The organism is Syntrophomonas wolfei subsp. methylbutyratica (genome assembly GCF_001570625.1).
Lineage (GTDB): Bacteria > Bacillota > Syntrophomonadia > Syntrophomonadales > Syntrophomonadaceae > Syntrophomonas > Syntrophomonas methylbutyratica.
This window is the reverse complement of the sequence record NZ_BBQT01000004.1, coordinates 171969-197472: the sequence shown is the minus strand read 5'-3', so window position 1 is coordinate 197472 and position 25504 is coordinate 171969. Positions and strand designations below refer to the sequence as shown.

Genomic DNA, 25504 nt, shown 5'->3' with positions numbered 1-25504 from the left:
TTCTTCATTAGTGGAGGTGTTCTCCTCACTCATTAACATGCTCCAATCCCTGGGCAAAAAGAGTTCTAACATGATCATCCGCCAGGGAATAATACACTACCTTCCCTTCCCGGCGAAACTTAATCAGCTTCTGGCTGCGCAATACCCGCAGCTGATGCGAAACCGCCGAATCAGACATATCAATAACGGCCGCCAGGTCACATACGCACAACTCCTGCTGCATCAGCGCGGAGAGTATTCTAAGCCTGGTAGCATCCCCCAGGGTTTTGAAAATATCCGCCAAAGCCATTACCGTATCTTCAGCCAGCCTCTCCCGGCGAGCCAAATTCACCTTATCTTCATGAATACACTGGACTTCACAGCAATCTTCCCCCACCGTTGTCATTGAATCCCTCACTTCCAATCCTACATTTGAATAATTGTTCATATGTTTGTTTTATTATCACCCTTTCCCGCAGATTAATCAAGCAGAAAAAAGAAGAGATTTAAGGATATGGAAAAGGGAGATTGTAAGGGCATTCCAATAAACGAGAGGTTCAAAAGATAATATCATTACATTTCGACTTAAGATAAACTATCATTAGAGATATAATTACGGTATCCTGTATTTAGGAGGTTGATTATTTTGGATAAAAAACAGAAATGCTCCTATTGGGAAGATATAGAAACTGCCCGAGCTATACTATCAGCGGGCCGTTATCTTTATGTGGTATTTATGTGCCAGCAATCGATTGAGAAACTAGTTAAAGGGTTGTATGTCCTATTCTGCGAAGAAGAGCCGCCTCGGACTCATAGCATATCCATGGTTTTTAAAAAAATCATTGAATCCCAACCTGACATATTTGAGGATTTGGAAGCCTACCGTAAGAAACGAGAGCAATATGGTTCCTTTTTCGTAAAACTTTTAGCATACTACATCGCGGAAAGATATCCTTCCTATAAGGAAAAGCTCTCTCAAACAGTTGACCGGCAGGAAGCTACTGAAGTTCTTACCACCACCGAGGAGGTTTTTAAATGGTTACTATCCCTGAAACACTACGCTCCGGAGTAAAAAAATATATAGAGAGGTTAAGGCAAGAAATCCCCGTAGAAAAGGCCTTGCTATTTGGCTCTTACGCCCGGGGTACATATGATAGTGGCAGTGATATAGACCTGGCCATTTTTTCGGATTATTTTCAAGGTATGAGAAGAGTAGATGGAATAGCATTTCTTCTTAGCCGGGCGGATGAAATTGACCTGGATCTCGAACCCCTGGCATTTACTTGTGATGAGTATAGGGAGAAAATTGGATTGGTTGACGAGATTATTAGAAACGGTATTGAAATCTAAGCTCAGTAATAGAAATTATACGAAAACTAAAAACCGCGGGAAAACCCGCGGTTATAGATATTTCTGGCGCAGAAGCGTGATTAATATTATTTCCTTAGTTCCATTTCCCACTCGTTTTTGGCATCCACTTTCATTTCTACCTGGTAGCCGCTGGAGCGGGCCAGCTTACTCACATTTTCCTTGGAAACACTGCTGGTTCCGACCACCAGTAATTCCTTTACTCCCTGATCCAGAAGTTTCTTGGTTTTTATCACCGGCATGGGGCAGCTCAAACCTCTGACATCCACCTTTTCCATTTTCCCCGTCCCTCCTTAATCTTCCCGGAAGGCAAAGCCAATGGCCGCCACTACGATTATTCCGACAATGCAGGCTATCTGCCCGTAAATCCCCGGGCCTCCGGGACTCGCTGCCGCCCCGGCCGCCGCCGCTTTCATGGCTCCGGATGCCAACATGAAGTTATGACAAAAGGCAGCACCAACAATCATACCTACCACAACTGCAGCTGCATCGGTATCTCCCTCCCCGGACAGAATCAACTGTCGCAAGGGGCAGCCGCCCAATAGGGTGGCTGTCATTCCCACCAGGTAAAGCCCGAGGAAATTCCATAAGTGCATAGTATGAGCCACCGGCTGCGGAGCGAAACCGGTTTGGAAGAAGCCCAAAGCTATATTTAAAAGCAGGGCTCCCGCAAATATACCGATAAAGCCCAGTAAGAGGGTATTATCCCGGATCAGCATGAAGTCTCTGATGCCACCACTCAAGCAGAGACGAACCCGCTGGGCCAGTATCCCCACTAAAAGCCCGGCGCCCAGGCTGAAAGCCAGCGGAGCATACATACTGCCTGGTCCTTCGGCACTGAAGAACAAGGGTCCCCCCGCATCGGGATTGAAGACCGTGGCCTTTAATAATAGAAATAAGAAAAAGACCATAATAAGGGGCAAGGCAAGTCCTCCGCCCTGAGAATGGCTATATTCAGCCCGTCCCAGGTTGAAACCCCTTTTTAAAAAGAAAACTCCCGTTCCCACTCCAAAAATAAAACCGATAAAACCTACTACCGCGTTGTAATCCCCCCCGGCCATACGCAATACATCCCGCAAGGGACAGCCTAAAAATACCAGAGCTCCGATCATCATGAATACTCCCAGGATGAAACGCACGAAAGTGGCTGAGCCTCCCCGGGATTTGAACTCCCCGGCAAAAAGAGAAGCCAGCAGAGCACCCAGAACCAGCCCAATGATTTCCGGCCGCATGTACTGAACCACACCAGCCCGGTGCAATCCAATCGCCCCGGCCATGTCCCGTTCAAAACAAGCGATACAGAAACCCATATTGGGCGGATTCCCCAGTTTGACCAGGGTTACCGCAATAGCCCCAATCAGCAAACCAACCGTTAGTACATACCATTTTGTCCTGTCCAAAACAATCTCTCTCCCTTCTATTATAACACGTAGTTATATTTATTATGTTATACGATTATGTTTCTGCATTCTTTTGATTATTCCTGCCTGGAGGATAAATTTTTTTGAAGATTTTGTTGGAAAAACAAAAAAGATTTATGAGTTCAGGGTTTACAGAATTGAACTATGATTCCGCTGCAAAAACCCCTTTTGTTGCATAAGGATTGCATAAATATACAAAGCGAGCGTTGGCGAAGCATGGATGCAGCACCCGGCGAAGGCGAGCAGGCGAAAGGGGGCGAGCGGCAGGATGTCGCGAGAGCGCTATCACCCTGCGGGTACTCCTGGTGTTCCACCCTGCGGGTGTCACTATTAAGGTTGCGACCATGGATGGTAGATTAGCGCGGTACCCCTTGAGCCGTGAGACAAGCCGCAGGTGTTGCCCATGCGTAGATTGCGAGCGGTATATTTATGCAAGCCAATGAATATTAATAACTTTTTGCAGTAGAGTCAACTATCCATAAACACTAAACAGCGGCCAAGAGGGATAAAAACGCAAAAAAAGCACAATAAATTGTGCTTCTAAAAAGTCCTTCCCTGATTGTCAAATTATTTTAAAAACCCTTAATTATCTGGTGCATCACTTTCCATTTTTATCGCAGAGCCCTCGAAATCACAGGGTTCCCCTTCTCTGATTTCCCTCTGCCGCCGCCGGCAATAGCCAGCACCCATACAGTAGTTGCCCCCTTCGATGCGAATAGCTCTACCACTGCTCAGGGCATAGGCAATTTTAGCCCGGGCTTCAACCAGTATCCTCTGAAAGGTAGGACGGGAAACCTGCATTCTTCTGGCGCAGTCCTCCTGCTCCAGGCGCAAATGATCCTTCAAACGGATAGCCTCCAGTTCTTCCACTTTTATCTGTACTTCCTCCAAACAAGACAAGGGTATACCTGCCGGTTTGAAACACTCCACCCGGGGCATGTACTCAACTCGGCGGCACCTGGGTTCCCGCGCCATCTTCTTCTCTCCTGTTCTTATCTATTTTGCCAGCCATTTGGAGCCTTTGCCTGGTTTTGATTCTAGCCCGGTTTTGAACATATGTCAACGCAAGCAGGAGTAAAGGGGGCTTAAGCCCAGAACCTCATATATAGGTAAATGGCGGAAAGGATAATAGATAATATCATCAGCGGAAAACCCAGCTTCATAAAGTCTAAAAATCTTATAGTATTACCATATCTTTCGGCGAGGCCAGCCACAATCACATTGGCCGAAGCCCCTATCAGGGTACCGTTCCCCCCCAGGCATGAACCCAAAGCCAGAGACCACCACACCGATTCCATGGGCATCGCAGTCATTTCCCCAATGCTTTGCAGAAGAGGAATCATGGTGGCTACAAAGGGAATATTATCCACAAAAGCCGAACCAACCGCTGATAACCATAAAACCAACATACCGGTTCTAAAGGGGCTGTCCCCGGTTATCGCCAGAGCTTCACGAGCGACCAGATCAATAACTCCATTGACCTCCAGTCCACCCACTATCACAAAGAGTCCTGCAAAGAAAAATATGGTAGGCCATTCCACACTCAATAAAGCTTCCTCCGGTTCTACTTTGGTCACCAGCAAAAGTAGGCCCGCACCTGCCAAAGCTATGGTGGCCGATTCCAGGTGCAAGTACTGGTGCAAGATGAAGCCTAGCATGGTCAAGCCCAGTACCAGGAGGGATTTCTTAAGAATGGCCCATTCTTTGATAAACTCTCTTTCGTCAAGTTCCATAACCTGGGCAATTTTATCTTCACCAGCCGCCAGGTCTCGACGAAAGATCAAAAGCAGGCAGGCAATGGTTACTATCAGGATTATAATTGCCGGTAAAGCCAGGTTATTGATAAAATCCATGAAACCCAGGCCGGTAGCGCTACCAATCATGATATTGGGGGGATCGCCAATCAGGGTGGCTGTACCTCCAATATTCGATGCCAGTATCTCCGTAAACAAGAAGGGCAGAGGGGAAATTTCCAAACGATCGGTAATAGCAAAGGTTACTGGTACCATCAGCAGTACCGTGGTCACATTATCCAGCAAGGCTGAAGCTAGCGCTGTAACCAGAGCCAGGATTACCATTATATATAAGGGGTTGCCCCGGGCTAATTTGGCCGACTTTATAGCTATGTATTCAAAAACTCCGCTTTTTCGAGTTATACCCACAATAACCATCATACCTATTAACAGCCAAAGGGTGTTAAAATCTATGGCTTCTATCGCTTTTGCCTGGCTGATAACCCCCAGAAAGATTACCAGAGCTGCAGCCACCCAGACTACTACAGAACGGTGCACTTTCTCAATAATAATAAAGACATAAGCCAGCAGGAATATTACTATGGATAGCCAGAAATTAGACATTTCAGTTCCCCCCAAAAATATATTTGGAAGTATCTTCCCCAAAAAAACAAAAACGGTAGCCTCTTAAAGGCTACCCCCCCTGGTAAGCCGGTTTCTCACAGCAGAATCATCATATCACTATTGCATTTAGCTGTGACTTAGATCACTCTGCCTGGCTACCCCGGCTTTCGCCAGAATTGCCTTGACCGTATAACTTATTCATATATACAATTATCATAACATAAAGCCGCTGGCTTGAAAAGTTTGAAAAACCGTTTGTTTAGCACTCAATCCGGTTGCGGCCCTCCCTCTTGGCCCGGTACAGCAACTGGTCGGCCCTTTCTATGCATTCGACCATCTCTTCTCCCTTATGCTGGCATAATCCAATACTTACGGTAATTCCTTCCTTTCTATCCTCGAAACCCTCCATTTCAACCTGCCGGCGGATTCTTTCCGCCACCTGCTTGCCGTTTTTTAGATTGGTCTGCGGCAGGATAATCAGGAATTCTTCTCCTCCATAGCGCCCGGCTATATCAATATTGCGCAGGTTTCTCTTTATTATTTGGGCCACCTCCACCAAGACCACATCCCCTACCTGATGGCCGAATTCATCATTAATGCTCTTGAAATGATCTATATCCAGCATCATTATGGTCAAATCTTGCTGGTAGCGATTAGCCCGGGCTATTTCCATTTGCAGCTTTTCCAATACCTGCCGGTGATTATAGAGCCCGGTAAGGCTATCGGTAATCGCCTGAACTTGAAGAATTTTATTCAACTCCCGCAGTTGCTGGTTTTTCTCTTCCAGTTCTTCCTTCATCCTCATTCTCTCCGCAATATCATGAAAGACCATCAACAATAGTTTTTTATCCCTGACCTGAATCAAATCAACGGAGAGAAGACCGGGCACTTCCTGACCCGCTTTCGATATGAACTTGCTTTCCCAATTCCTTATCTTCCCCTGTTCCAACAGCATTTCCTGAATCTCTTTTTTCTGAGAAATGCTCAGTATTCCCAGTTCAGAGCAGCTACGCCCTATAACTTCATTCCTGCTGAATCCCAGCGTGTCCAAAAAACTCTCGTTAACATCCAGGTAAATCGATTCATCAAAAGTAGTAATACTCATCAAGGTAGGATTTAGACAAAATGCGTGGGAAAATATCTCCTGGGATAGACTCCGGGATATGGCCTGGGGCAAGTCCAGAAGCAGCTTTTTCCCTTCTTGCCGCTCTAACTCAAGAGAGCCCCCCCTGCTGGATTTTTCAATCTCTTCCCGAATTGTTTCTAACTCAGTAATGTCATGCAAAGCTACTCCCAGAATACCGGGTTGGGGACTGAAGAATACCAGCAAAAGCCATTTTTCTGACTCTTTATAATAATACTCCCGCCTTTTCATATTACCATCCAGCCGGACAATTTCAAAAAAGTTCTGCCTGTCAAACCTGCTATCAAATACGCCCGGGAACAATTCCGGGAGCATCCGGCCCATTATTTCCTCTTTATCCAGCCCGGTTAATTTGATAAAAGCAGGATTAACCATTACTAACTCAGCGTTTTCTATTTTAGCTTCCCGGTCCTGGTTGATAATAAAACAAAAAAAAGCCAGGCCATGATTTATATTTTCCAAAACAGCCTGGTAAAAGTCCAGGGGAAAATGCATCGCTCTCTTCCTTTCACTAAGGAAAATGGCAGAGTATATCTAGTTGTAAAAAAAATAAAAAATAATTCCCGTATATTCCTTTTTTATGGAATTATAACACTACCTTGCGAATTCTGCAAAGCAAATTAAGTCCCGAATCTTGGGGCTGAAGTTCATCTATGAGATGCCATCTCATAGAACCTTCTTCCCTTATTATATTATATTTAGAAAAGGGTAATTCATGCTATGATTAATTATAATTGCTAAACAAAATTAATTTGTATAAGCTACTTGAAGGAGTATTTGTTTTATTTAATGAAAACAAGTTGTTGAGGTTGAAAATTGCGGATTTAGAATTTAAACAAAAAAAGGGGAGAATGATCTATATGCTATCGGAAAAAATTCGCCATGATATTAAAAACGCTTCCTGGATAAGGGCTATGTTCGAAGAAGGAAACCGCTTGCGCCAGATACACGGGGAAGACAAGGTCTTCGACTTCAGCCTGGGGAATCCGGATTACGAACCCCCGCTGGCGGTACAGGAAAACCTGCGCCAACTGATAATGGAGGAATCCCAGGGCTTGCACCGCTATACGGCCAATGCCGGTTACCCTGAGGTTAGAGAAAGGATTGCCGCCAAACTGCGGGAAGAAACGGGTAAGGCTCTAACCCTCGATCATATCGTAATGAGCTGTGGAGCCGCCGGAGGCCTTAATGTAGTTCTAAAAACCATCCTTGATCCCGGTGAAGAAGTTATAGTCTTTTCTCCCTATTTTGTGGAATATGGTTTTTATGTGGACAACCACGGGGGCAAAAGCGTGGTGGTGCCTACCGACTCTAACTTCCTACCGGACCTGGAGGCCCTGGGAAAAAACCTGAACCCGCGCTGCAAGGCTATCATACTTAATTCCCCCAACAACCCCAGCGGGGTGGTCTATGGGGAAAGCACCCTTAAAGCCCTGGCCGCTATCCTGGAGCAAAAGGAAAAGGAATATGGCCGCAATATCATGGTGATTTCCGATGAACCCTATACCAAACTGGTCTATGATGATACCGTGGTCCCGCCGCTGATGAAGTTTTTCCCCCATTGCATTCTGGTCAATTCCTTCAGCAAATCCCTGGCCCTGCCCGGCGAGCGCATCGGTTATATCGCCGCCAGCCCGGAAATCGAGGATATAGAAACCCTGATGGCCGGCCTCAGCTTTGCCAACCGTACCCTGGGCTTTGTCAATGCACCTTCCCTGTTTCAGAAGCTGGTGGCCCTGTCCCTGGATGAGCTTCCCGATACTCGCGAATACCAGCGGCGTCGCAACTTCTTTTACCAGGAACTGATAAAACTGGGCTTCTCCTGTGTCAAACCGCAGGGGGCTTTTTACCTCTTCCCCCGCTCCCCCCTGCCCAATGATATTGAATTTGTCCAAAAGGCTTTAAAATACAATCTTTTGCTCGTTCCCGGAAGCGGTTTTGCCTGCCCGGGCTATTTCCGTATAGCCTATTGTGTAGATTTCAAAACCATCGAGAACTCCATACCTGCTTTTGCGGCCCTGGCAGAAGAGTTAAAGCAATAAGTAACTTTGCCGGGTGGAACACCAGGAGTACCCGGCGGGGACGTTTCTATGCCCCTCTAGGCCCAGATAAATGTTAAGAGAGCAGCTACACTGGTAAAGATGAGAGCTATGAGCAGGGCAATTTTGATGACTTGCGACTCGATACCCATACTATCTATGGTAGCAGCAGCATTCTGCAGTTTGGCCGGGGAAATAACACTGGCCAAACCAGCACTGATAGCCGTTCCGGCAGTCACCACCAGGGCATCCAAATTAAGAATCTTAGAAGTCAAAATATTATACTTGGCAAAAAGAGCGATAGCGGAGGCCTCGCTGCCACTTACAAAGCCACCCAGTAAACCCAGAAAAGAAGCAACCGCCGGATATAGCCCCTGGAAAAAATGGGCCGAACTAATAGCCAGTACAGAAATCATATTCAGCTCCGGATTCTTAAGTATCCATTTTCCCCCTTCAGGGGCAAAACCTGATTTCATCATTACATAAGCAATAGCAAAGAATATGGCTGCTGAAAATACCGGTCGGGGTGCTCTGCGCCACCACTTGCGAAAAATCTCCTGCCACTGTTCTCGATTTGGCTGGATAAAGGGAATCGCCATGAGAGTACTTATTATTACCCAGGTATAGGCATTCCAGAGCATTCTTGTCATTACCGGCTTTTCCCCAGGTATGATGTGCAGGGGCATAGCCAGTTCCCGGAAAAGATAATTATGGAGCGGAGTCCAAAAATTTATGATTAAACAGCAAGTAACCAGAATCAGCCAGGGAGCCAGTGCTTTCAACAAGGACATGGACGCCTCAACCTCCAAATCCTGCTTGTTCAGGCAGGAGCGCTCCAACAGTGGTTTGTTCAATACTTTTAGATAGAGAATCATAACCAGGATGGTAACCACTCCCCCAATTACTCCCGTTAAAACAATGCCTGTACCAGCATGAGCCACCCCCACCGCTGTCAATCCCATGCTTACCCCGGCTAATATACAAGGGACAAAACCCTCCCGCATCTTGGCCCAACCGCCTACAATCCAGAGCATGCCAAATCCAATCATAGTAGAGATTATGGGCATAAAGCGCGAGAAAACCAGGGCCGATTCATTCAAGGGGGTGCCGGTCATATCGGAGAAAACCACCAGAGGGGCTCCCAGCAAGGCATAAGTACAGAGGGAATCGAAGCCCAGAGCAGGCAGGGCCACCGCTACAAAAGTGGAGTAGCCCAGGGCTACCATAATCGGGGGTAGAATAGAAACCGGGGTTGCTCCTACAGCCACCAGCAGAGTCCCTATTCCCATATTAATTATCATTATCTGTACACATTGGTTGCTTTTGGCTATGGTCTTGACAAAAACCACAATCCTCTTCAACGCTCCCGTAGATTCAAGGAAGGTGATTTGCAAAATAGAGGTGGCAACCATGAGAGAAACGGGAAATGAAGCTATGATACCGGCCAGGCTGGCAGTTAAGGCTACCTCCAGCGGGGTATCAAAATAAAACATAGCCACCAGGACTACGAGTACCCATCCTGCCAAACCACTGAGGTCAGCAGCACATCTGGCAAAAACCAGTAAAGCTAAAACTGCGATTATTGGTATAAGTGTTACCAAGACATCCATTTAAACAATACTCCGTACTACCTGTAATAATATTACTAAACTTGGGTAAAACATTGCTATCCTTGCTACTGTAATTATAACTCTACTGGTTTATTGCAAAATTCCATACAAAGAATAATACCACAGTTCCAAAAACTTTTAAACAGTAAAATAAAACCTGGCCAAACAATGGAGTTGAGGGCTTCCCGCACCAGAGGATGAGCCAGGGTTTTATCCTTGTTTTCCCAAACGCGGGTTAACCAGTAATTGGGGAGGCGCATAACATCATGAAAGAGTTTCTTTCAGACTTATAACCATTCCTTCCTTGAGGCGCATAACATCATGAAAGAGTTTCTTTCAGACTTCATCTCGTTATACTTTCGTCTATTACCCCGCCGTTTCTCAAATGGCTTCTTATCTGCAGCATTTTTTTATCTATCTTTTCTAAAACATCGATATACTGTTTTTCCTGCTCGGATAAGACAATAATTTTATGGATTCCCCCATTTTTTATAACCAGTCTTTTATCTCCCATAAGGGCCAATACCGGGTCATGAGTGGAAATCAAAACCAGCTTCTCTTCTTTAAGCAACAACTCGATGGCCTTTTTTCTATCTATACCGGCATTTTCAATTTCATCAATAAGCACAATAGGAGAAAGACTTAGAAGAGCGGTGTCCGCTATCATCAAGGCCCGCGATTGTCCTCCGCTCAATTGCGTAAGCGGGGTATCCCGGGTAAACTTTTCCCCGGCCAGCTCGTTAGCACATTTTACTATCTCCTGCACTACTTTTTCGACATGGTCAATCATTCTACTTTCGGCATGCAGCTTTATGAAATCATTAACCGAGAGATCCATTACAAAATTCATGTTCTGGGACAATTGAGCAACCAGCTTATTCTCAATGGAAAACCTCCTATTCATATCCGGAATCTCTCCATTGAGCAAAATCTGTCTATTGGTAGGAGTATCCCTCTGCGCCAGGCATTCTATATCAGCCAGCAACCTGCTTTTCCCCGAACCGGTAGGTCCTACTATCGATATTACTTCTCCTACTTTTAATTCCAGTTTAATGTTTTCCTCCTGGCCAAACTTATCATTACCGCCTATTATCGTTATTGATTCCACGATATTACAGGAGCTTTTTTTTAACGTTTCCATTTTATCGATAAATGCCAGGAAGTTGGTTATTAACTGCTCTCCATTAAGACCGGCATCTTCCAGCAGTTCCTGATTTATATCCCCGGCAAAATCCTTTAAGCTGCGGTTGCTATCAATATCATTTATACCAATGGATATAAAAAAATCTCTGGCATAGTCATATTGTGCCAATAGTTCTCCCAGCTTAAATGAAGCCAGATCTTCTTTTGCCAACATTCTACTCCTTTCATAACTAGAGCTTTATTTTCTTTATATTGCCAGTCTGATACTTTTCCCCTATTCTTATCTCTCCCGTACAATAGGAACACACTGCCGCGGGCATCGAGAATCTCAGTTTTTTATCTATAACACTTTCATAGTCATTAGCTTCTTTCAGGCGCAGGCTCAAATCATAGGCCCCCTGACCGGTTATGCCATTTATGAAAATTATAGAAGCCCTGGGACTGGATTGTTTGGCTCTAAAGGCAAATACTTCCCGTTCCGCCTGCGATACTATATCCCCTTTGGTTATTACCACAATATCCGCCAGCCTTAACATAGGCCCGATTTTTTTAGGAGTGTTTATACCGGATAAATTATCTATAACGCATATGGCCAATACATCTCGTATATGTGGAGAACAGCGGTTGCATAAGCCGGCACTTTCACTTATAAGCATATCCAGCTTTTCACTAATCCCCCACTTAACACTATCTTCTATATTGGTCATGTAATAATGATCCGGACAAAGATTGCCGGAAAGGCCGACTTTCACTTTCACCCCTAATTTTTTATACATTTCATCATCATAGGTTGATAAACTGTCAAATTTAACTACGCCTATCTCCAGTTGGTCTTTTTTCAGGTATTCTATGGTTTTAATTATGACCGAAGTCTTCCCTGATGAGGGCGGCCCGGAGACCGTAACTATTTTCAACTATTACACTTCCTTATGATTTTTGTTTTTTGTCCCAGCTTTTATGAAATTCTTCATGCAATTTCTCCCCTAGAGCCGGAATATCATGTGACCTTATATAATCCCAGCCCAACCATTTAAGCTTTGCTCCTTCAGGAATCTTACTTTCAATACTGGCATTAAATACGGCTGCATTAATATCAGCACACATTTGTCCATAAGTGTTTGACACTAGATCAACGAGATAATCCAACTCCTTAACTTTATCCTTCTTAACCAGAAAAGCGATGGGGATTATTAGAGCCCCATCTTCAGGGAGAACTATGGAAACACCTTTGTTTTCACAAAGCTGGGCAAAGGTCAAAGGCATATAGTATATAGCGCCCGCTTCCCGGCTGTTAGTACCTGCCATTCTGGCCGCTTTGGCGGCATGATAAATCCCCTTTACATTACGGGCTAGCTTTTCCATGCTTTCCATCCCAAATTCTTTATAAAAATAATATAAGGGATACTCAAATATCCCTTTAGCCTCGTCTCCAAAGGCAATTATGCTGTTTTCATAAATAGGATCAAGCAAATCTCCCCATTTTTTGGGTTGGGGCAAATCCCCCAGTTTTTTCTCATCTATTAGAAAAACCATAGCCAGCCCCGCATTCAGGGTATAACTATCATCCATATATTCCTGCAGATTCCCCTGCCTGGCATCCAATACACTGGTAAAATATCCCTGGCTTACATACTTATCTATGAAACGCTTATCATATATCTCGTCAAAAGACATTGACATTATAATATCCGGCAATTTATCGATACTCTCGCTATCATGAAAATTTTCAAATTCATGCGGGGCATGACAACCATCTACAATAAATACATTGGGTATCTCTCCCGTTAGCTTTTGGCGGGCCTTTACCGTCTCCATCAACTCTTCCTTAAAATGCTCACTAACCGCACACGCCGTTTTCACCAGCAGGTTTACCGGCCGATCCGGATTATAATAATCATATTGCAGTCCCTCCATTTGACAGCCATCGCCAATCCTGGAATTTATCATATTAATGAAGAGTTCTGCATTCAGGCCTTTTACCGTTAAAACTGTACGCAACATGGTATCTTTTCCTAATGAGTTCACTAACTCTGCCGCAGAATTGTAATTAAATCCGCTCTCCCAGAATAGCTCATACAATTCGGGATAATTTTTCAAGATATCGCCAATCTTGTCTTCCGCATTTACCAGCATGCCAATCACTCCTCGTATAAAATTACCCGGCACCTAACTTTAAGCAGGAGCCGGGCAGATCTTGTTCAGTTATTTTCGTAACGCATTACTCATGAGTTCATCCAAATCCTGCTCCGATAAATCATAGGAATAGAACAATTTATAGAATTCTTTGGTCTCCTGTTCTATATCATAATTAAATTCTTCCGGATAAAGCAAATTGCCCAGCCATTTTATTCCCAGTATGCGAGCTACGGATGGCGGCTGGCCAAACCAGCTAAATGGCGCGCATGGTATTTCATACACTTCTTTATTTTTTACCGCTTCCAAATTATTAAGGCTGCTGTTTTCTAATATCTTGCTGCGTAAAGATGAACTTCCTCCTTCTCCTCCTCGTGCCTCAACTTTATTGCTTACTATTAATTGTGGGTCCCACTTAATCAACTGCTCCATCGATAAGCGGGAGCTTTGGTAAGGGCTACCCACTTTTATTTCAGCTATATTTCTCCCTCCTACTATTTCAATGAGTTCTGAATGTATATTTCCTGCTGCATAGGTCATTAAACCGTCTTCGCCACAAGCATAATATACCCTTAATTTTGCATCTTCCGGTATTTTGCCGGCAATTTTTTCAGCTTCGTTAAGGGTATTCTTACAATACTCGCCTAATTCCTTAGCCTTTTCTTCTTCGCCTAATAATTTACCCATAAACTCATATGCTGCCGGTGCATTCTTAAGGTTTCCATCGACCATAACAATGGGTATTCCCAGTCTATTCTGGGCTTCTTCCACCTTGGATTTCCAGGAATCATTAATAATTCCCGCATAAATTATTATATCTGGAGCTAGCTTTAATATATCTTCTTCATTGGCAGTATCACCCATAATGTAAGTACCCAATACAGGCAAGTCATGATGTTCTTTGATGGTGTATTTTTTCTCTAACTCTGATAACTTGAAGTTTTTGGCAATAAGTTTATGCGGATTGATGGTATATAGCATAACGGTCCCAATGGGAACCGCTGAATACACTTTTTCAATCTCTTTAGGAACAACCACTTGTCTCCCTGACATGTCAGTTATAGTAATGGTAGTACTCTCTTTTTCCGGACTGGAATTGCTTACTTTTTCCGAACCCGAACAACCTGCTAATGCCGTAACTATTAATAATAGTGAAAGAACCATTGCCAGCGTCTTATGCTTAAACCCTTTCTTAGCCATTTGAATCATACCCCTTTCTATTCATTTGAAAAACTCCAGACCCCGTCCTAAAGAAGTACTGAAAAAAATAATGCACTACCACCCCCTCTGGCAGCCGGGACGGCATATTTTCCGAAAACAAGAAACAATGGAGATATCCCGGTTTTGTGTCGTTTAATTTGTTTATATTATAGCATAGCATCCCTCGCCTACTATTTCTGTTTGTTTTTGTTGCTTATTATTTATTTCTAGGGTATTTTCGATTTTCCTGCTAAATTATGACTCCACTGCGAAAACCCCTTTTGTTGCATAAGGGTTGCATAAATATACAAAGCGAGCGTTGGCGAAGCATGGTTGCAACGCCCGGCGAAGGCGAGCAGGCGAAAGGGGGCGAGCGACAGGACGTCGCGAGAGCGCTATACGACCATGGATGGGAGGTTAGCGTGTACCCCTTGAGCCGCGAGACAAGCCGCAGGTGTTGCCCATGCGAAGACTGCGAGCGGTATATTTATACAAGCCAATGAATATTAATAACTTTTTGCAGTAGAATCAATTATGTGTTTACACAAAAGGTATAATTGAGGAAGGCAGCGGGGCAAAATTCAAGCCTAAAAAACCCAGCTTTAGCTTTCCATTATCACTTTATGAAAAGCTAAACCCCAGCTGCAGCTGGGGTTTGCCAATACCATTGAATATTCTTTTTCCAATTCTTAAAGCATCAGGTAGTAGGGAATCTTAAAGCCCTGGTGATCAAACTGGCCGGAAGCCAGCAATACATCAAACAACTGGCCGGTATCCAGGGCTACTTTTCCCCTGGCGCTAATGCTGCTGCAGATGTATTTAGCCGCCGAACCCGCGGAAACCAGGGCCAGTTCAAATGAATAATAATAGCTTTCCTGGATTACCTCCTCGATATTATTCATACCGACCCGGGAGATGGCTCCCACAATATCGCAGTTATTGGCAGTTAAGAATTCAGCAAACTCGGCAGCCCGGTTGCCTATAAGTAAGACTCTCGGTTTGGAATAGGGCAGGGAATAGCGCTCCCTGAGCCCCGGATACTGATCCGGCAGAAGAATTTGCCGCAGTAGTCCGGAAGCGTGAATCATATAATGGGCAGCGGAATCACAGAAACGCATAGCATTTAATGGTATCTGCAATTTCTCCAGAACCTTAAAAAGGGTGGTTTGGAAACCCTGAATCAGCCTAATATGGGCGGCGGAGCGCCCCGGGCGGTTGGTAGTTGGAATCCCCACCAGGGTAGCCGAATGCAAAGCCTTGATCAAGTAATCCTGGGCTCCTTTATCCGGAAACTGAACCCCGGAAAGACTCAAAAAATCTTCCCAGCGACTTGCCTCATTATCACCATCCCCCAGCTCCGGATCATGAGAGAGAGCTGCCATCAGGCCAGCCCATTTCTTTAGCTCCAGATTAGTGGGAAAAACAATATCCTGAGCCAGAATAATCAGTTCCGAGTCCCCCAGGCGAATAAGAGAAAATCCCTGTTGTTGTCCCAGAGCGTAAAATATATGCTCTCCCAGTTCCGCCATATCCATAATCCGGGACTCCAATATGGCATGTTCCCTTAGCACCTCATCCCTTTTGCCCGGCGCCTTAAACTTGCTCCAGCTACGGGACCTTATCTTAAACCCGGCCCTGCCATACCCGCCCGGCAGAGCAATTTTTCCATAACCTGCAGTACTTCCATCAATTTGGGGATCAGATAGATTCAGTTTCAATCCCCGGCTATACCCATATTTCAGCTGCATAAGCCATCCCCTTTCACCCTTTCACCAACCCCAACCCACTCTGAATTATCCCATCCCTAATAGCTAATATATACAATCATGGGAAAAGGAGTTACCACTCATGCTGGAGCCAGGAATACCCCAAACAGACGAGTATTACCAAGTAGCGCATATAAAGCTGGAGGTAAAATAACTGATAAAGGACCGGTTATTCCCGAAAATCCTAATTAAACCGACCAAGCCCATCATTATGCCTAAAAACCTTGCAGCCGATTTCTAATACTCGTCCTTTTGAATTTATTTGCCTTCTCCTAACGATGAACCCTTCCCGGATGTATGGGAAGGGTTCATCATATTTTTTAATCCTGTGACCAATAAAAATACCACCATTAGTGAGGATAAGAATGCAGCGGTACTTGGCAGAGGTCCCACTCAATTCACTTGCCCTGGTTACCGTATGATTATCATTTGTAAATTATTCCCATCGTGTATTCTTCATGCTCCAGCTCCAGGTGGAAAAATTGCCAGGCTGGCATTATCTTAGAACATGTGCTTTTCCTCCCTAGTCCCCCATTACGCTTTTGACCAGGTTACGGGGCTTATCAACATCATTACCACGGAAGAGTGCCATATAATATGCAAAAATCTGCAGGGGAACAACGGCTACGATGGGAGCCAGCATAGGATTTATCCGAGGCAAGAGAATTTTTTCATCACATTCCTGGCAGTGCTCCTGCAGGTTTTCCTTGCAGATAGCCAATACCACCGCTCCCCGGGCTTTGATTTCTTTAATGTTGGCCATGGATTTATCCACCAGTTTATCCTGGCTGATCAGGGTCAGTACAGGTACTCCCTGCTCGATAAGGGCCAGCGGGCCATGCAAGAGCTCACCGGTTGCATAAGCTTCAGCATGGATATAGGAAGTCTCCTTGAGTTTGAGGGCTCCTTCCATGGCTACGGGATAATCCAAGCCACGACCCAGGAAAAAGATGCTCTGCACCTTGTGATACTTCTCGGCCATTTCTTTAATATGCTGCTGTTCTTGCAAGACATTCTCTACGATAGCATCCACAGCCAGGAGTTCGCTCGCCAGGTCTTCGAGTTTGGCCGCATCGCAACTCTCTCTCAGGGAGGCCAGATACAAAGCCAGCAGGTACATAATAAGCAGTTGAGCAGAATAGGCCTTGGTGGAAGCAATCGCTATTTCCGGGCCGGCGTGGGTGTAAATCACCCGCTCCGCTTCCTGGGCGATAGTACTTCCCGGCACATTGGTAATAGCCAGAACCTTGATGCCGTTATGCCGGGCTTCTCTCAGGGCAGCCAGGGTATCGGAAGTTTCACCGGACTGGCTAATTACTATTACCAGGTCATTGGGATTCCACAATACCTCACGATAACGGAATTCGGAAGCCAGGTCAATTTCAACCGGGATGCGAGCCAGTTTTTCTATGACTAGACGACCTACCATTCCCGCATGATAGGATGTCCCACAAGCGGCAATAATTATCTTGCCGGTATTTTTAAATACGTTATCAAATTCCAAATCGGAAAAATCCACCCGACCGTCTCTAATTCTTCCGGCCAGGGTTTTGCGGATGGCTTCAGGCTGCTCGTGAATCTCCTTAAGCATAAAATGCTCGAACTCGCCTTTTTCAATTTCACTCATATATTAACCTCCAATTTTGTTTATATTTGGGGTTATTTTAAAAACTATTACACAACTTTTTTCATTTCGATGTTCATTTGATTCTCAAAATTCAAGAAGCAGCGAGGCGGATTAGCTTTCCCGCGCTTTCCCACGCATGGCTTTTGTCACCCGCATTGCTGCGGGTCTTTGTAGCCGTGCTAACGGTGGTGGTCACCGGGGGGCATCCGCCGACAAATTCGATAAACCCCCTCCTCGTCACCCGGTACTCCGATGCTCACCTATATTATGAATTAATCAGCAAAACTCTATGCTAATGCATATCCAGATTCTACTGCAAAAAGTTATTAATATTCATTGGCTTGTATAAATATACCGCTCATAGTCTTCGCATGGGCAACACCTGCGGCTTGTCTCGCGGCTCAAGGGGTACACGCTAACCTCCCATCCATGGTCGTATAGCGCTCTCGCGACATCCTGTCGCTCGCCCCCTTTCGCCTGCTCGCCTTCGCCGGGCGTTGCAACCATGCTTCGCCAACGCTCGCTTTGTATATTTATGCAACCCTTATGCAACAAAAGGGGTTTTCGCAGTGGAGTCATATCCAATAATACATGGCATCTTTTGCGTGTCGGGGCAGGCGCTAAAATGAGCTTGGGCATTAGGCCTGAGCTCTTTCTATGCTTTGTTTTATTTCAGCAATCACCTCCTCCAGCAAGTACTGCTCTGGGCCCTGGGCCATTATCCGGACCACCGGCTCGGTTCCCGAGGGCCGGACTACCAGTTTGCCCCATTCCCCCAGCCTCTCCTCCGCCTGCTTCAGGGCTTCCTGCACCAGAGGATGAGCCAGGATTTTATCCTTGTTTTCCATACGCAGGTTAACCAGTAATTGGGGCCGTTTCTCCAGGCCCCGAGCCAATTCAGACAGGGTCAGGCCGGAACGCCGGAGAACTTCCGCTACCTTCAATGAGGTCAAAAGGCCGTCTCCGGTAGTGGCATGCTCCAGAAAGATTATATGCCCTGATTGTTCCCCGCCCAGCAGGGCGCCGCTCTCCTTCATTTTTTCCAAAACATAGCGATCGCCGACTTTACAACCGGCCACCTGAATATTCTCGCGGCGCAAAGCTATATCCAGGCCTATATTACTCATAACTGTAGCTGCCACCAGCGGGGGATTCAATTCCCCCCGGCTGTTCATATCCAGAGCGCAGATCATTATAATATGATCTCCATCCAGCTCGTTGCCTCTTTCATCAACAACTATACAGCGATCAGCATCACCGTCATAAGCAATGCCTATATCCGCTTTATGTTCCACCACCGCTCTTCGGAGCCCTTCAGTATAGGTGGAGCCGCAGCGCTCATTGATATTTACCCCATTAGGGTAGTTGTTTATAGCTATAACCTGGGCCCCCAATCGACTCCATAATTCCGGGCCAGTGGAATAGGCCGCGCCGTTGGCACAATCAACAACTACAGTTATGCCCGCCAGGTTCCGATCCAGGGAATAACAGGAAATAAGATAATCCAAATAGTTGTTTCTGGCCTCAGCTACCAGGTAAACCCTTCCCACGTCTTCACCCTGGGGGCGCTGGAGTTCCTGGGTTCCGGCTAAAACCAGTTCTTCGATTTCCTCCTCCAGTTCATCGGGCAGCTTGTAGCCACTGGGGCCGAAAAACTTGATACCGTTGTCTTCCAGCGGATTATGCGAAGCCGATATTACCACTCCGCAAGAAGCCTGGTATCTTTGGGTAAGGAAGGCAACTGCCGGAGTAGGAAGTATTCCTACCATCAATACATCTGCTCCGGTGGAGCAAATACCGGCTATTAAGGCCGCTTCCAGCATGTCGCCTGAAATCCTGGTATCCTTTCCCACCAGTATCCGGGGTCGTTTACTGGCCTCATGACGCGCCAGAACATAACTACCGGCTCTACCCAGTTGAAAAGCTAATTCGGGTGTAAGTTCCAGATTGGCCACACCTCTTACTCCATCTGTTCCAAATAGTTTACCCAACGCTTACTTCCTCCCCATTGTAATCATCACTTTAGAAAACCCAGCTTTTGTCAAAAATCATCACTGCAAAATTATACTGCACAAATAGCCGGATTTCAATATAAAACAAGCCATAAACCTTTGTTGCTTTCTTTCCAATTACAGGATATTTTACTTTATTTACCATATACCCCAATGCTAAGCAAAAGTTTACTCTGGGGCTAGCCAGGAAAGCACTCTATCCTCATTCCTTAAAGTTCCCGGGCATCACAAACACTATTACTATTTACCTTGACTTTTCGTGCAGGTTTTTGGTAAGTGGAAATTATTCTCTCCGCTACTTTCAAACCATCTATGGCGGAGCTGATTATTCCCCCGGCATAACCAGCCCCTTCGCCACAGGGATAAAGGTTATCAATATCCACTGAAGATAAGTTTTCCTGGCGCAGAATCCGCAGTGGTGCTGAAGTACGTGTTTCCACTCCGGTTATAACCGCCTTTTCGCTTATGAAACCGCGCAGTTTTCTTCCCCAGGCCTCTATCCCTCGCTGCATAGTATGGCAGATTTCAGCTGGGAACAATTCCCAGAGGTTGGAGGCTTTTACCCCGGGTTGATAAGTGGCCAGGGAGTCTTCCAGGGAGTAGCTGGGAAGCTGAAGCAGAAAATCCTTTAAATACTGGGCCGGGGCATGGTAGTTGCCGCCTCCCATGATAAAAGCCTGTCTTTCCAGCTTCTCCTGGAACTCCAGGCCTCCCAAAGTCTGATTGTCCCAATCGGCCGGGTTTACCCCCACTACCAAAGCACTGTTGGCAACACCACTGTTCCGTGCCCGGTAACTCATTCCGTTGGTTACCAGTTGACCGGCTGCAGATGAAGCCCCAATTACATAACCGCCCGGACACATGCAGAAGCTATAACAGGGTCGACTTTCTTTTTCGTGGTGGCTTAGATTATATTCAGCGGCACCGAGACGCGGGTGCCCGGCATATTTCCCAAATTGAATGCGATCAATCAAGGACTGGGGATGCTCAACCCTTACTCCAACCGCAAAAGCCTTGGGGATAAGGCTTACCCCCCGGCGATAGAGCAGGCGATAAACATCACGCGCACTGTTTCCCACCGCCAATACCAACAGAGAGCAGGGTACTTCCGTTTCATGGTTTATTATTATGCTTTCCAGTAGCGAATGGTTAACTTTTATGTCGGTTAAACAAGCATCAAAATAGCACTCGCCACCCAGGCCAAGTATCTCCTGCCGCATATTCTTTACTACCTGCCGGATGGCATCAGTCCCAACATGAGGCTTTTTCATATAGAGTATTTCCTCATCGGCGCCAAACTCTACGAAACTACGCAAAACATAGCTAATGCGTTTATCGTCAATACGAGTGGTAAGCTTGCCATCGGAAAAGCTGCCGGCTCCACCCTCACCAAATTGCACATTGGAGCGGGGATTTAGCTCGGCCTTTTTCCAAAATCTCTCCACGCTTTTAACCCGGCGGTCGATATCCTGCCCCTGTTCCAGCAGTACCGGCCGATAACCATGACGGGCCAGGTACAGGGCACAAAAAAGGCCGGCCGGGCCTGCCCCTACTATGATAGGTGATTGGGCCAGGCCTTCCGTACCAGGGGTAAGATGGACAGCTCCTGCCTGCTCCTCAGGCTCGATTACTCTGGCTATTTTTTCCGGAAAAGACAGCTTATCATCAACTTCCAAATCAACAATATAGGAAAAGCAAATCCTCTTTTTTCGGGCATCTATGGACTTCCTTACCAGACGCAAAGAACGGATCTCACTTTTGGCTATGGCTAAACGGCGAGCTGCTGCTTCCTTTAGCTGCTTTTCACTATGATTAAGCGGCAGTATCAACTCTCTCAGGCGGATAATCATTCCTGCTTACCCCCTTTTTCATCTATCTTACCTATATCCACATATACCAAAACCCGGGAAGGAAAAGCCTTTATTCCCTCGGGAGCCATTAATTCCAGTTGCTGGCTAAAGGATTCCTTTCTCCCTTCCAGTTCCAGCACTTCAGTATTTACTTCTTGGATACCAGCAACTTCACTCTCCGCTCCCAGGATAGTTACGAAATCCGGCTCCATCTGCAAGTTGCGAAGTTGATAACCTTCGGCGGTATTGCCGCTGCTCAGCAGCTTGACGCCAACCTTCTGCTCCGCCTTCTTACGGCTGAGGACAACATTAACCTTGACTTTCTCGGGAATCACCCGTATTCCTTCATTGATTTTCCTGCCCCCGGCATCCAGAGCCAGCAACGGGGAATAAAAGAAAGTGATTCCCTCCCGGTCCTGCAGGGAAAGCTGACATTTTACCGTCTTCACTTTTTTTATGGCATCTTCTCCTCCTTGTAATAAGCACTTTTCTGGTGTAATCACTACATCCAGGACTTCATAAGCAGGAGAAGGAGGCTTAAAAATCTCATACTTAATCGCCAGTTCTTTTTCCTGAACTGCTTTAAGAACAACTTCAACCTTGTCCGGCTCCACTGTGGTGAACATGGCTCCCCTTACCGGCTCCACATGTACCGGAAGCTCATAGACCCCTTCCCCTAAACCATTCAGATCCACATAGGCAATATTATCGCCGTTCCTTTTAAGCGAGCCCCATATGCGCAGCGAAACCGTATCCGGTCCACTAAGCGTCAGTCCCTCGCCCAGGTTATGATATTTAAGGGGTGTGTTAATAAGCTCTTGCGGAGTAGTGGTAGCGCCCTGGCTGACCACATACAACCAGAGCAAGATCGCGATAATCAGGGATATCAGTTTAAGTCCGGTTCTCTTTTTTGGGTCCTTTGATGCGGAATTCACCCACCCACCTCCTCTTAACGGCATCACTCCATTTCTCCCGGGCCAATAATTCTCTCCCCAGAATCTCTCTAAGGCTCAAGGGATCCAGGTGACGCTGTATCTTGCCCTCCTGGGCCAGCGAAATAATACCCGTTTCTTCGGAGACTATTACCGCTATGGCATCAGAAAGCTCGGTTATTCCCAGGGCAGCCCGGTGGCGTGTCCCTAATTCCTTGTCTAAATTGGGATTGTCGCTTAAGGGAAGGAAACAGGCTGCCTTTTTTATCCGGCTATTGGAGATGATGCAAGCTCCATCATGCAGCGGCGTGTTAGGAACAAAAATGTTTATGAGCAGCCCCGCCGAAACCAGAGCGTCAAGGTCAACACCGCTTTCCAAATACTCCGCAATTCCCGTTTCCCGGATCAGAATCAAGAGAGCCCCTACCCGGTTGCGGGAGAGGATGTCAGCAGCCTCGCCTATCTCGTTAATAATAGCCTCATATTCCTCCATTTCAACTTGCGAAGTACTCAGGCTAAAGAACTTCCCTCGCCCTAACTGTTCCAGCAATCTCCTCAGTTCAGGTTGAAACACTATGGGTAAAGTAATAGCAAATACAATCCATAGCTTTTCCATTAACCAGTTAACCATATCCAATTCCAATGCACTGGCCAGCAGCGAAAAGACCAGCAATAATACCAGTCCCTTCAGCAACTGTTCCGCCCTGGTTCCGCTTATCCAGCGCAAAATCCGGTAAACCACATAAGCTACTATAAGAATATCAACCAGGCTGCGGATAATATCCCAGGGGTTGGCAAATACCCCGGAGAGAAAGCTTAAATCCAAATTATTTTCCTCCACTTATTCTGTAAATGGGCTGGATATTTCCTGGGGGTAATGAAACACGGCCAAAACCCCTTTTTTTACGGAAACTTCCCCACTTTTCCCGGTAAGTTCATTGGATATACCGTAGGGGTTTTCCAGGTTCATCACAATATCCTCAACCTGATACTCAAAACCCTTCTCATATACTCCCTGTGCTTCTTCACTGAGAGTCAGAACTGATACTATGTCACCCTGGCAACCTTTAAATACTATATTTTTTGTTACCAGATATACTACACATTCAGGAGAGTAGTGCATGATCTTAATCCCTTGCCGGGCCAGTTCCAGGCTGGAAAAGATATTGGCCAGGGTATGATCCAGTCTTTTGCCCAGAGTCCCCAACAAAACAATCTCATCAGCATCAAACCTGTTGGCGATGGAAAGGGCTAGCTGGGTATCAGTATAATCTTTACGCCGGGGATACTTCCTCATCTCTACCTGTTTGGCCGTAAAATACTCCCTGACTTCGGGCCGGATGGAATCAAGGTCCCCAATAATCATGGAGGGAACTACACCCATAGCAAAAGCATAATTGGCCCCCCCATCAGCACATAATACCAAATCAGCACTGGAAAAAAGATGATGGTAAAGGTCTATCCTACCATACTCACCGTTAGCCATTATTACGCATTTCATCTTTTATCTCCTCTTCTTAATCTTCCAAAAAAGGACTTTCTTCATTAATAGATACAAGAAATAATGATTCTACTGCAAAAAGTTATTAATATTCATTGGCTTGTATAAATATACCGCTCGCAGTCTTCGCATGGGCAACACCTGCGGCTTGTCTCGCGGCTCAAGGGGTACACGCTAACCTCCCATCCATGGTCGTATAGCGCTCTCGCGACGTCCTGTCGCTCGCCCCCTGTCGCCTGCTCGCCTTCGCCGGGCGTTGCAACCATGCTTCGCCAACGCTCGCTTTGTATATTTATGCAACCCTTATGCAACAAAAGGGGTTTTCGCAGTGGAGTCAATAATAAATAGATACAAGAAATAATACTCTTGCGACTAAAAGTCCTATGGCCATTCAGTCGTAGGATGCGGACTCCGGCTTCGCCTAACGGCTCGCCATCCCTGACAGAAGGGCTACCAGCCGTTCGCACCTCGTCTGCTACTCGTGCTCACGGGGTAGATGTGAATAAAAACCTGTGGTTTTTTATTCACTCCCATTCAATGAATAATATTTTAGCAGATATTTGTGCTGCTTAACACATATGCAACAACGGCTGTTCTCCGGCAAATAAAATTGACAAACAAAAACTCGTTAATTATAATTCTTATAGTTTTATTACAGTAAAGGAGGGAGCCTGTTGTCCTATATCATCACAGACGAATGTATTTCTTGCGGAATATGTGTAGATGAATGCCCGGTAGAAGCCATTAGTGAGGGTGAAGATAAATTTGAAATCGACCCTGAACTGTGCACAGAATGTGGATCTTGCGCTGATGTCTGCCCTGTAGAAGCCCCGATTCCTGCAGACGACTAAATGCAACGCTACGATTATTAATAAACAAAAACCCCTACCGGGGTTTTTCTTTTTGTCTTTTCATTTATAGAAGATATTTGCCAGTTATAGTAAACCCGGGAATGAATTCTGTCTCAATGCTTCGTATAATATAATGGCTACCGAATTGGACAAGTTAAGAGAACGGCCGATGTCCTGCATAGGGATGCGAATCTGGGTATCGGGAAAGCTTTTTAAAATAGAAACAGGTAATCCACTGCTTTCCCGCCCGAATACCAGCCAGCTATCTTGAGGGTAACTTACCTGATGGTAGGCTTGTCCTGCCCGGGTAGTGGCCAAAAAAAATACTGCCCCCGGATTTGCCTCCAGCAAATCCCCAAAGCTTTCCCATAGTTGTATCTCAACCTTATCCCAATAGTCAAGACCGGCTCTTTTTAAAAAACGGTCGGCCAGTGAAAAACCCAAAGGTTTGACCAGGTGTAGAGCCGTTTTGGTTAAAGCACAAGTTCTGGCGATATTTCCCGTATTCTGCGGGATTTCCGGCTCCACCAGCACAATTTGCAAGCAGGTCCCTCCTAATTCCCATTTTAGT

At 45.8% G+C, this 25504-nt stretch carries 23 protein-coding genes; 4 read left to right on the top strand and 19 right to left on the bottom strand.

Annotated features, from left to right (window positions below; translation table 11 throughout):
• Window positions 1-25: 25 nt before the first annotated feature.
• Window positions 26-385, bottom strand: a complete 360-nt coding sequence (locus AWB54_RS05365) for an ArsR/SmtB family transcription factor (protein ID WP_061213582.1) — start codon at window positions 383-385, stop codon at window positions 26-28.
• A gap of 240 nt (window positions 386-625) precedes the next feature.
• Between AWB54_RS05365 and AWB54_RS05360 the strand changes: the two genes are divergently transcribed.
• Together AWB54_RS05360 and AWB54_RS05355 are read left to right on the top strand one after the other, a co-directional pair.
• Window positions 626-1051: a HEPN domain-containing protein gene (locus AWB54_RS05360; RefSeq protein WP_061213581.1), complete on the top strand. Its 426-nt coding sequence runs from the start codon at window positions 626-628 to the stop codon at window positions 1049-1051.
• Window positions 1015-1329 (top strand): nucleotidyltransferase domain-containing protein, encoded by a 315-nt coding sequence (locus AWB54_RS05355; RefSeq protein ID WP_061213580.1) that lies wholly within the window; start codon window positions 1015-1017, stop codon window positions 1327-1329. The genes AWB54_RS05360 and AWB54_RS05355 overlap by 37 nt, the downstream gene beginning before the upstream one ends.
• An 86-nt stretch (window positions 1330-1415) precedes the next feature.
• Here AWB54_RS05355 and AWB54_RS05350 read toward each other — a convergent pair whose 3' ends face one another.
• The 5 genes from AWB54_RS05350 to AWB54_RS05330 form a co-directional block, all read right to left on the bottom strand.
• The gene (locus tag AWB54_RS05350; RefSeq protein WP_061213579.1) at window positions 1416-1625 is read right to left on the bottom strand and encodes a sulfurtransferase TusA family protein; all 210 of its coding nucleotides are present in this window, start codon (window positions 1623-1625) and stop codon (window positions 1416-1418) included.
• 15 nt (window positions 1626-1640) lie between these two features.
• A complete protein-coding gene (gene yedE / locus AWB54_RS05345) occupies window positions 1641-2747 on the bottom strand; it encodes a YedE family putative selenium transporter (RefSeq protein WP_061213578.1) in 1107 nt (368 codons plus the stop codon).
• 603 nt (window positions 2748-3350) lie between these two features.
• Entirely contained in the window at window positions 3351-3743 is a 393-nt protein-coding gene (locus AWB54_RS05340; RefSeq protein WP_061213577.1) for a DUF134 domain-containing protein, read from the bottom strand.
• 110 nt (window positions 3744-3853) lie between these two features.
• Window positions 3854-5125 (bottom strand): ArsB/NhaD family transporter, encoded by a 1272-nt coding sequence (locus tag AWB54_RS05335; RefSeq protein WP_061213576.1) that lies wholly within the window; start codon window positions 5123-5125, stop codon window positions 3854-3856.
• Between the two features lie 259 nt (window positions 5126-5384).
• Window positions 5385-6764 carry a sensor domain-containing diguanylate cyclase gene (locus AWB54_RS05330; protein WP_061213575.1) on the bottom strand — a complete coding sequence of 460 codons (1380 nt, stop codon included), beginning with the start codon at window positions 6762-6764 and terminating at the stop codon, window positions 5385-5387.
• A 365-nt stretch (window positions 6765-7129) separates the two neighbouring features.
• On the opposite strand from AWB54_RS05330, the gene AWB54_RS05325 reads away from it, so the two are divergent.
• Window positions 7130-8311, top strand: coding sequence for a pyridoxal phosphate-dependent aminotransferase (locus tag AWB54_RS05325; protein WP_061213609.1), 1182 nt, complete (start codon window positions 7130-7132; stop codon window positions 8309-8311).
• Window positions 8312-8367: 56 nt separating this feature from the next.
• Here AWB54_RS05325 and AWB54_RS05320 read toward each other — a convergent pair whose 3' ends face one another.
• The 12 genes from AWB54_RS05320 to AWB54_RS05260 form a co-directional block, all read right to left on the bottom strand.
• Window positions 8368-9918 carry an L-lactate permease gene (locus AWB54_RS05320; protein WP_061213574.1) on the bottom strand — a complete coding sequence of 517 codons (1551 nt, stop codon included), beginning with the start codon at window positions 9916-9918 and terminating at the stop codon, window positions 8368-8370.
• 343 nt (window positions 9919-10261) lie between these two features.
• The gene (locus AWB54_RS05310) at window positions 10262-11275 is read right to left on the bottom strand and encodes an ATP-binding cassette domain-containing protein (protein ID WP_061213572.1); all 1014 of its coding nucleotides are present in this window, start codon (window positions 11273-11275) and stop codon (window positions 10262-10264) included.
• Window positions 11276-11291: 16 nt separating this feature from the next.
• On the bottom strand, window positions 11292-11975 hold the full coding sequence (locus tag AWB54_RS05305) for a GTP-binding protein (RefSeq protein ID WP_061213571.1): 684 nt from the start codon (window positions 11973-11975) through the stop codon (window positions 11292-11294).
• A 13-nt stretch (window positions 11976-11988) separates the two neighbouring features.
• Window positions 11989-13194 carry an ABC transporter substrate-binding protein gene (locus AWB54_RS05300; protein WP_061213570.1) on the bottom strand — a complete coding sequence of 402 codons (1206 nt, stop codon included), beginning with the start codon at window positions 13192-13194 and terminating at the stop codon, window positions 11989-11991.
• Between the two features lie 69 nt (window positions 13195-13263).
• Window positions 13264-14394 (bottom strand): ABC transporter substrate-binding protein, encoded by a 1131-nt coding sequence (locus tag AWB54_RS05295; protein ID WP_061213569.1) that lies wholly within the window; start codon window positions 14392-14394, stop codon window positions 13264-13266.
• A gap of 689 nt (window positions 14395-15083) precedes the next feature.
• Window positions 15084-16142, bottom strand: coding sequence for a GT-D fold domain-containing protein (locus tag AWB54_RS05290; RefSeq protein WP_011641481.1), 1059 nt, complete (start codon window positions 16140-16142; stop codon window positions 15084-15086).
• 541 nt (window positions 16143-16683) lie between these two features.
• On the bottom strand, window positions 16684-17751 hold the full coding sequence (gene glmS, locus AWB54_RS05285) for a glutamine--fructose-6-phosphate transaminase (isomerizing) (protein ID WP_394326489.1): 1068 nt from the start codon (window positions 17749-17751) through the stop codon (window positions 16684-16686).
• Window positions 17752-18425: 674 nt separating this feature from the next.
• Entirely contained in the window at window positions 18426-19778 is a 1353-nt protein-coding gene (glmM, locus tag AWB54_RS05280; protein ID WP_061213567.1) for a phosphoglucosamine mutase, read from the bottom strand.
• Window positions 19779-20008: 230 nt separating this feature from the next.
• Entirely contained in the window at window positions 20009-21649 is a 1641-nt protein-coding gene (locus tag AWB54_RS05275; protein ID WP_061213566.1) for an NAD(P)/FAD-dependent oxidoreductase, read from the bottom strand.
• Entirely contained in the window at window positions 21646-22584 is a 939-nt protein-coding gene (locus tag AWB54_RS05270; protein WP_061213565.1) for a CdaR family protein, read from the bottom strand. Before AWB54_RS05270 ends, AWB54_RS05275 begins: the two co-directional genes overlap by 4 nt.
• Window positions 22541-23407: a diadenylate cyclase CdaA gene (gene cdaA / locus AWB54_RS05265; protein ID WP_061213564.1), complete on the bottom strand. Its 867-nt coding sequence runs from the start codon at window positions 23405-23407 to the stop codon at window positions 22541-22543. The genes AWB54_RS05270 and cdaA overlap by 44 nt, the downstream gene beginning before the upstream one ends.
• A gap of 15 nt (window positions 23408-23422) precedes the next feature.
• The gene (locus tag AWB54_RS05260; protein WP_061213563.1) at window positions 23423-24082 is read right to left on the bottom strand and encodes a thiamine diphosphokinase; all 660 of its coding nucleotides are present in this window, start codon (window positions 24080-24082) and stop codon (window positions 23423-23425) included.
• 674 nt (window positions 24083-24756) lie between these two features.
• Here AWB54_RS05260 and AWB54_RS05255 point away from each other — a divergent pair.
• Window positions 24757-24933, top strand: coding sequence for a 4Fe-4S binding protein (locus AWB54_RS05255; RefSeq protein WP_011641488.1), 177 nt, complete (start codon window positions 24757-24759; stop codon window positions 24931-24933).
• A gap of 84 nt (window positions 24934-25017) precedes the next feature.
• Here AWB54_RS05255 and AWB54_RS05250 read toward each other — a convergent pair whose 3' ends face one another.
• Window positions 25018-25476 carry a tRNA (cytidine(34)-2'-O)-methyltransferase gene (locus tag AWB54_RS05250; protein WP_061213562.1) on the bottom strand — a complete coding sequence of 153 codons (459 nt, stop codon included), beginning with the start codon at window positions 25474-25476 and terminating at the stop codon, window positions 25018-25020.
• Window positions 25477-25504 lie beyond the last annotated feature (28 nt).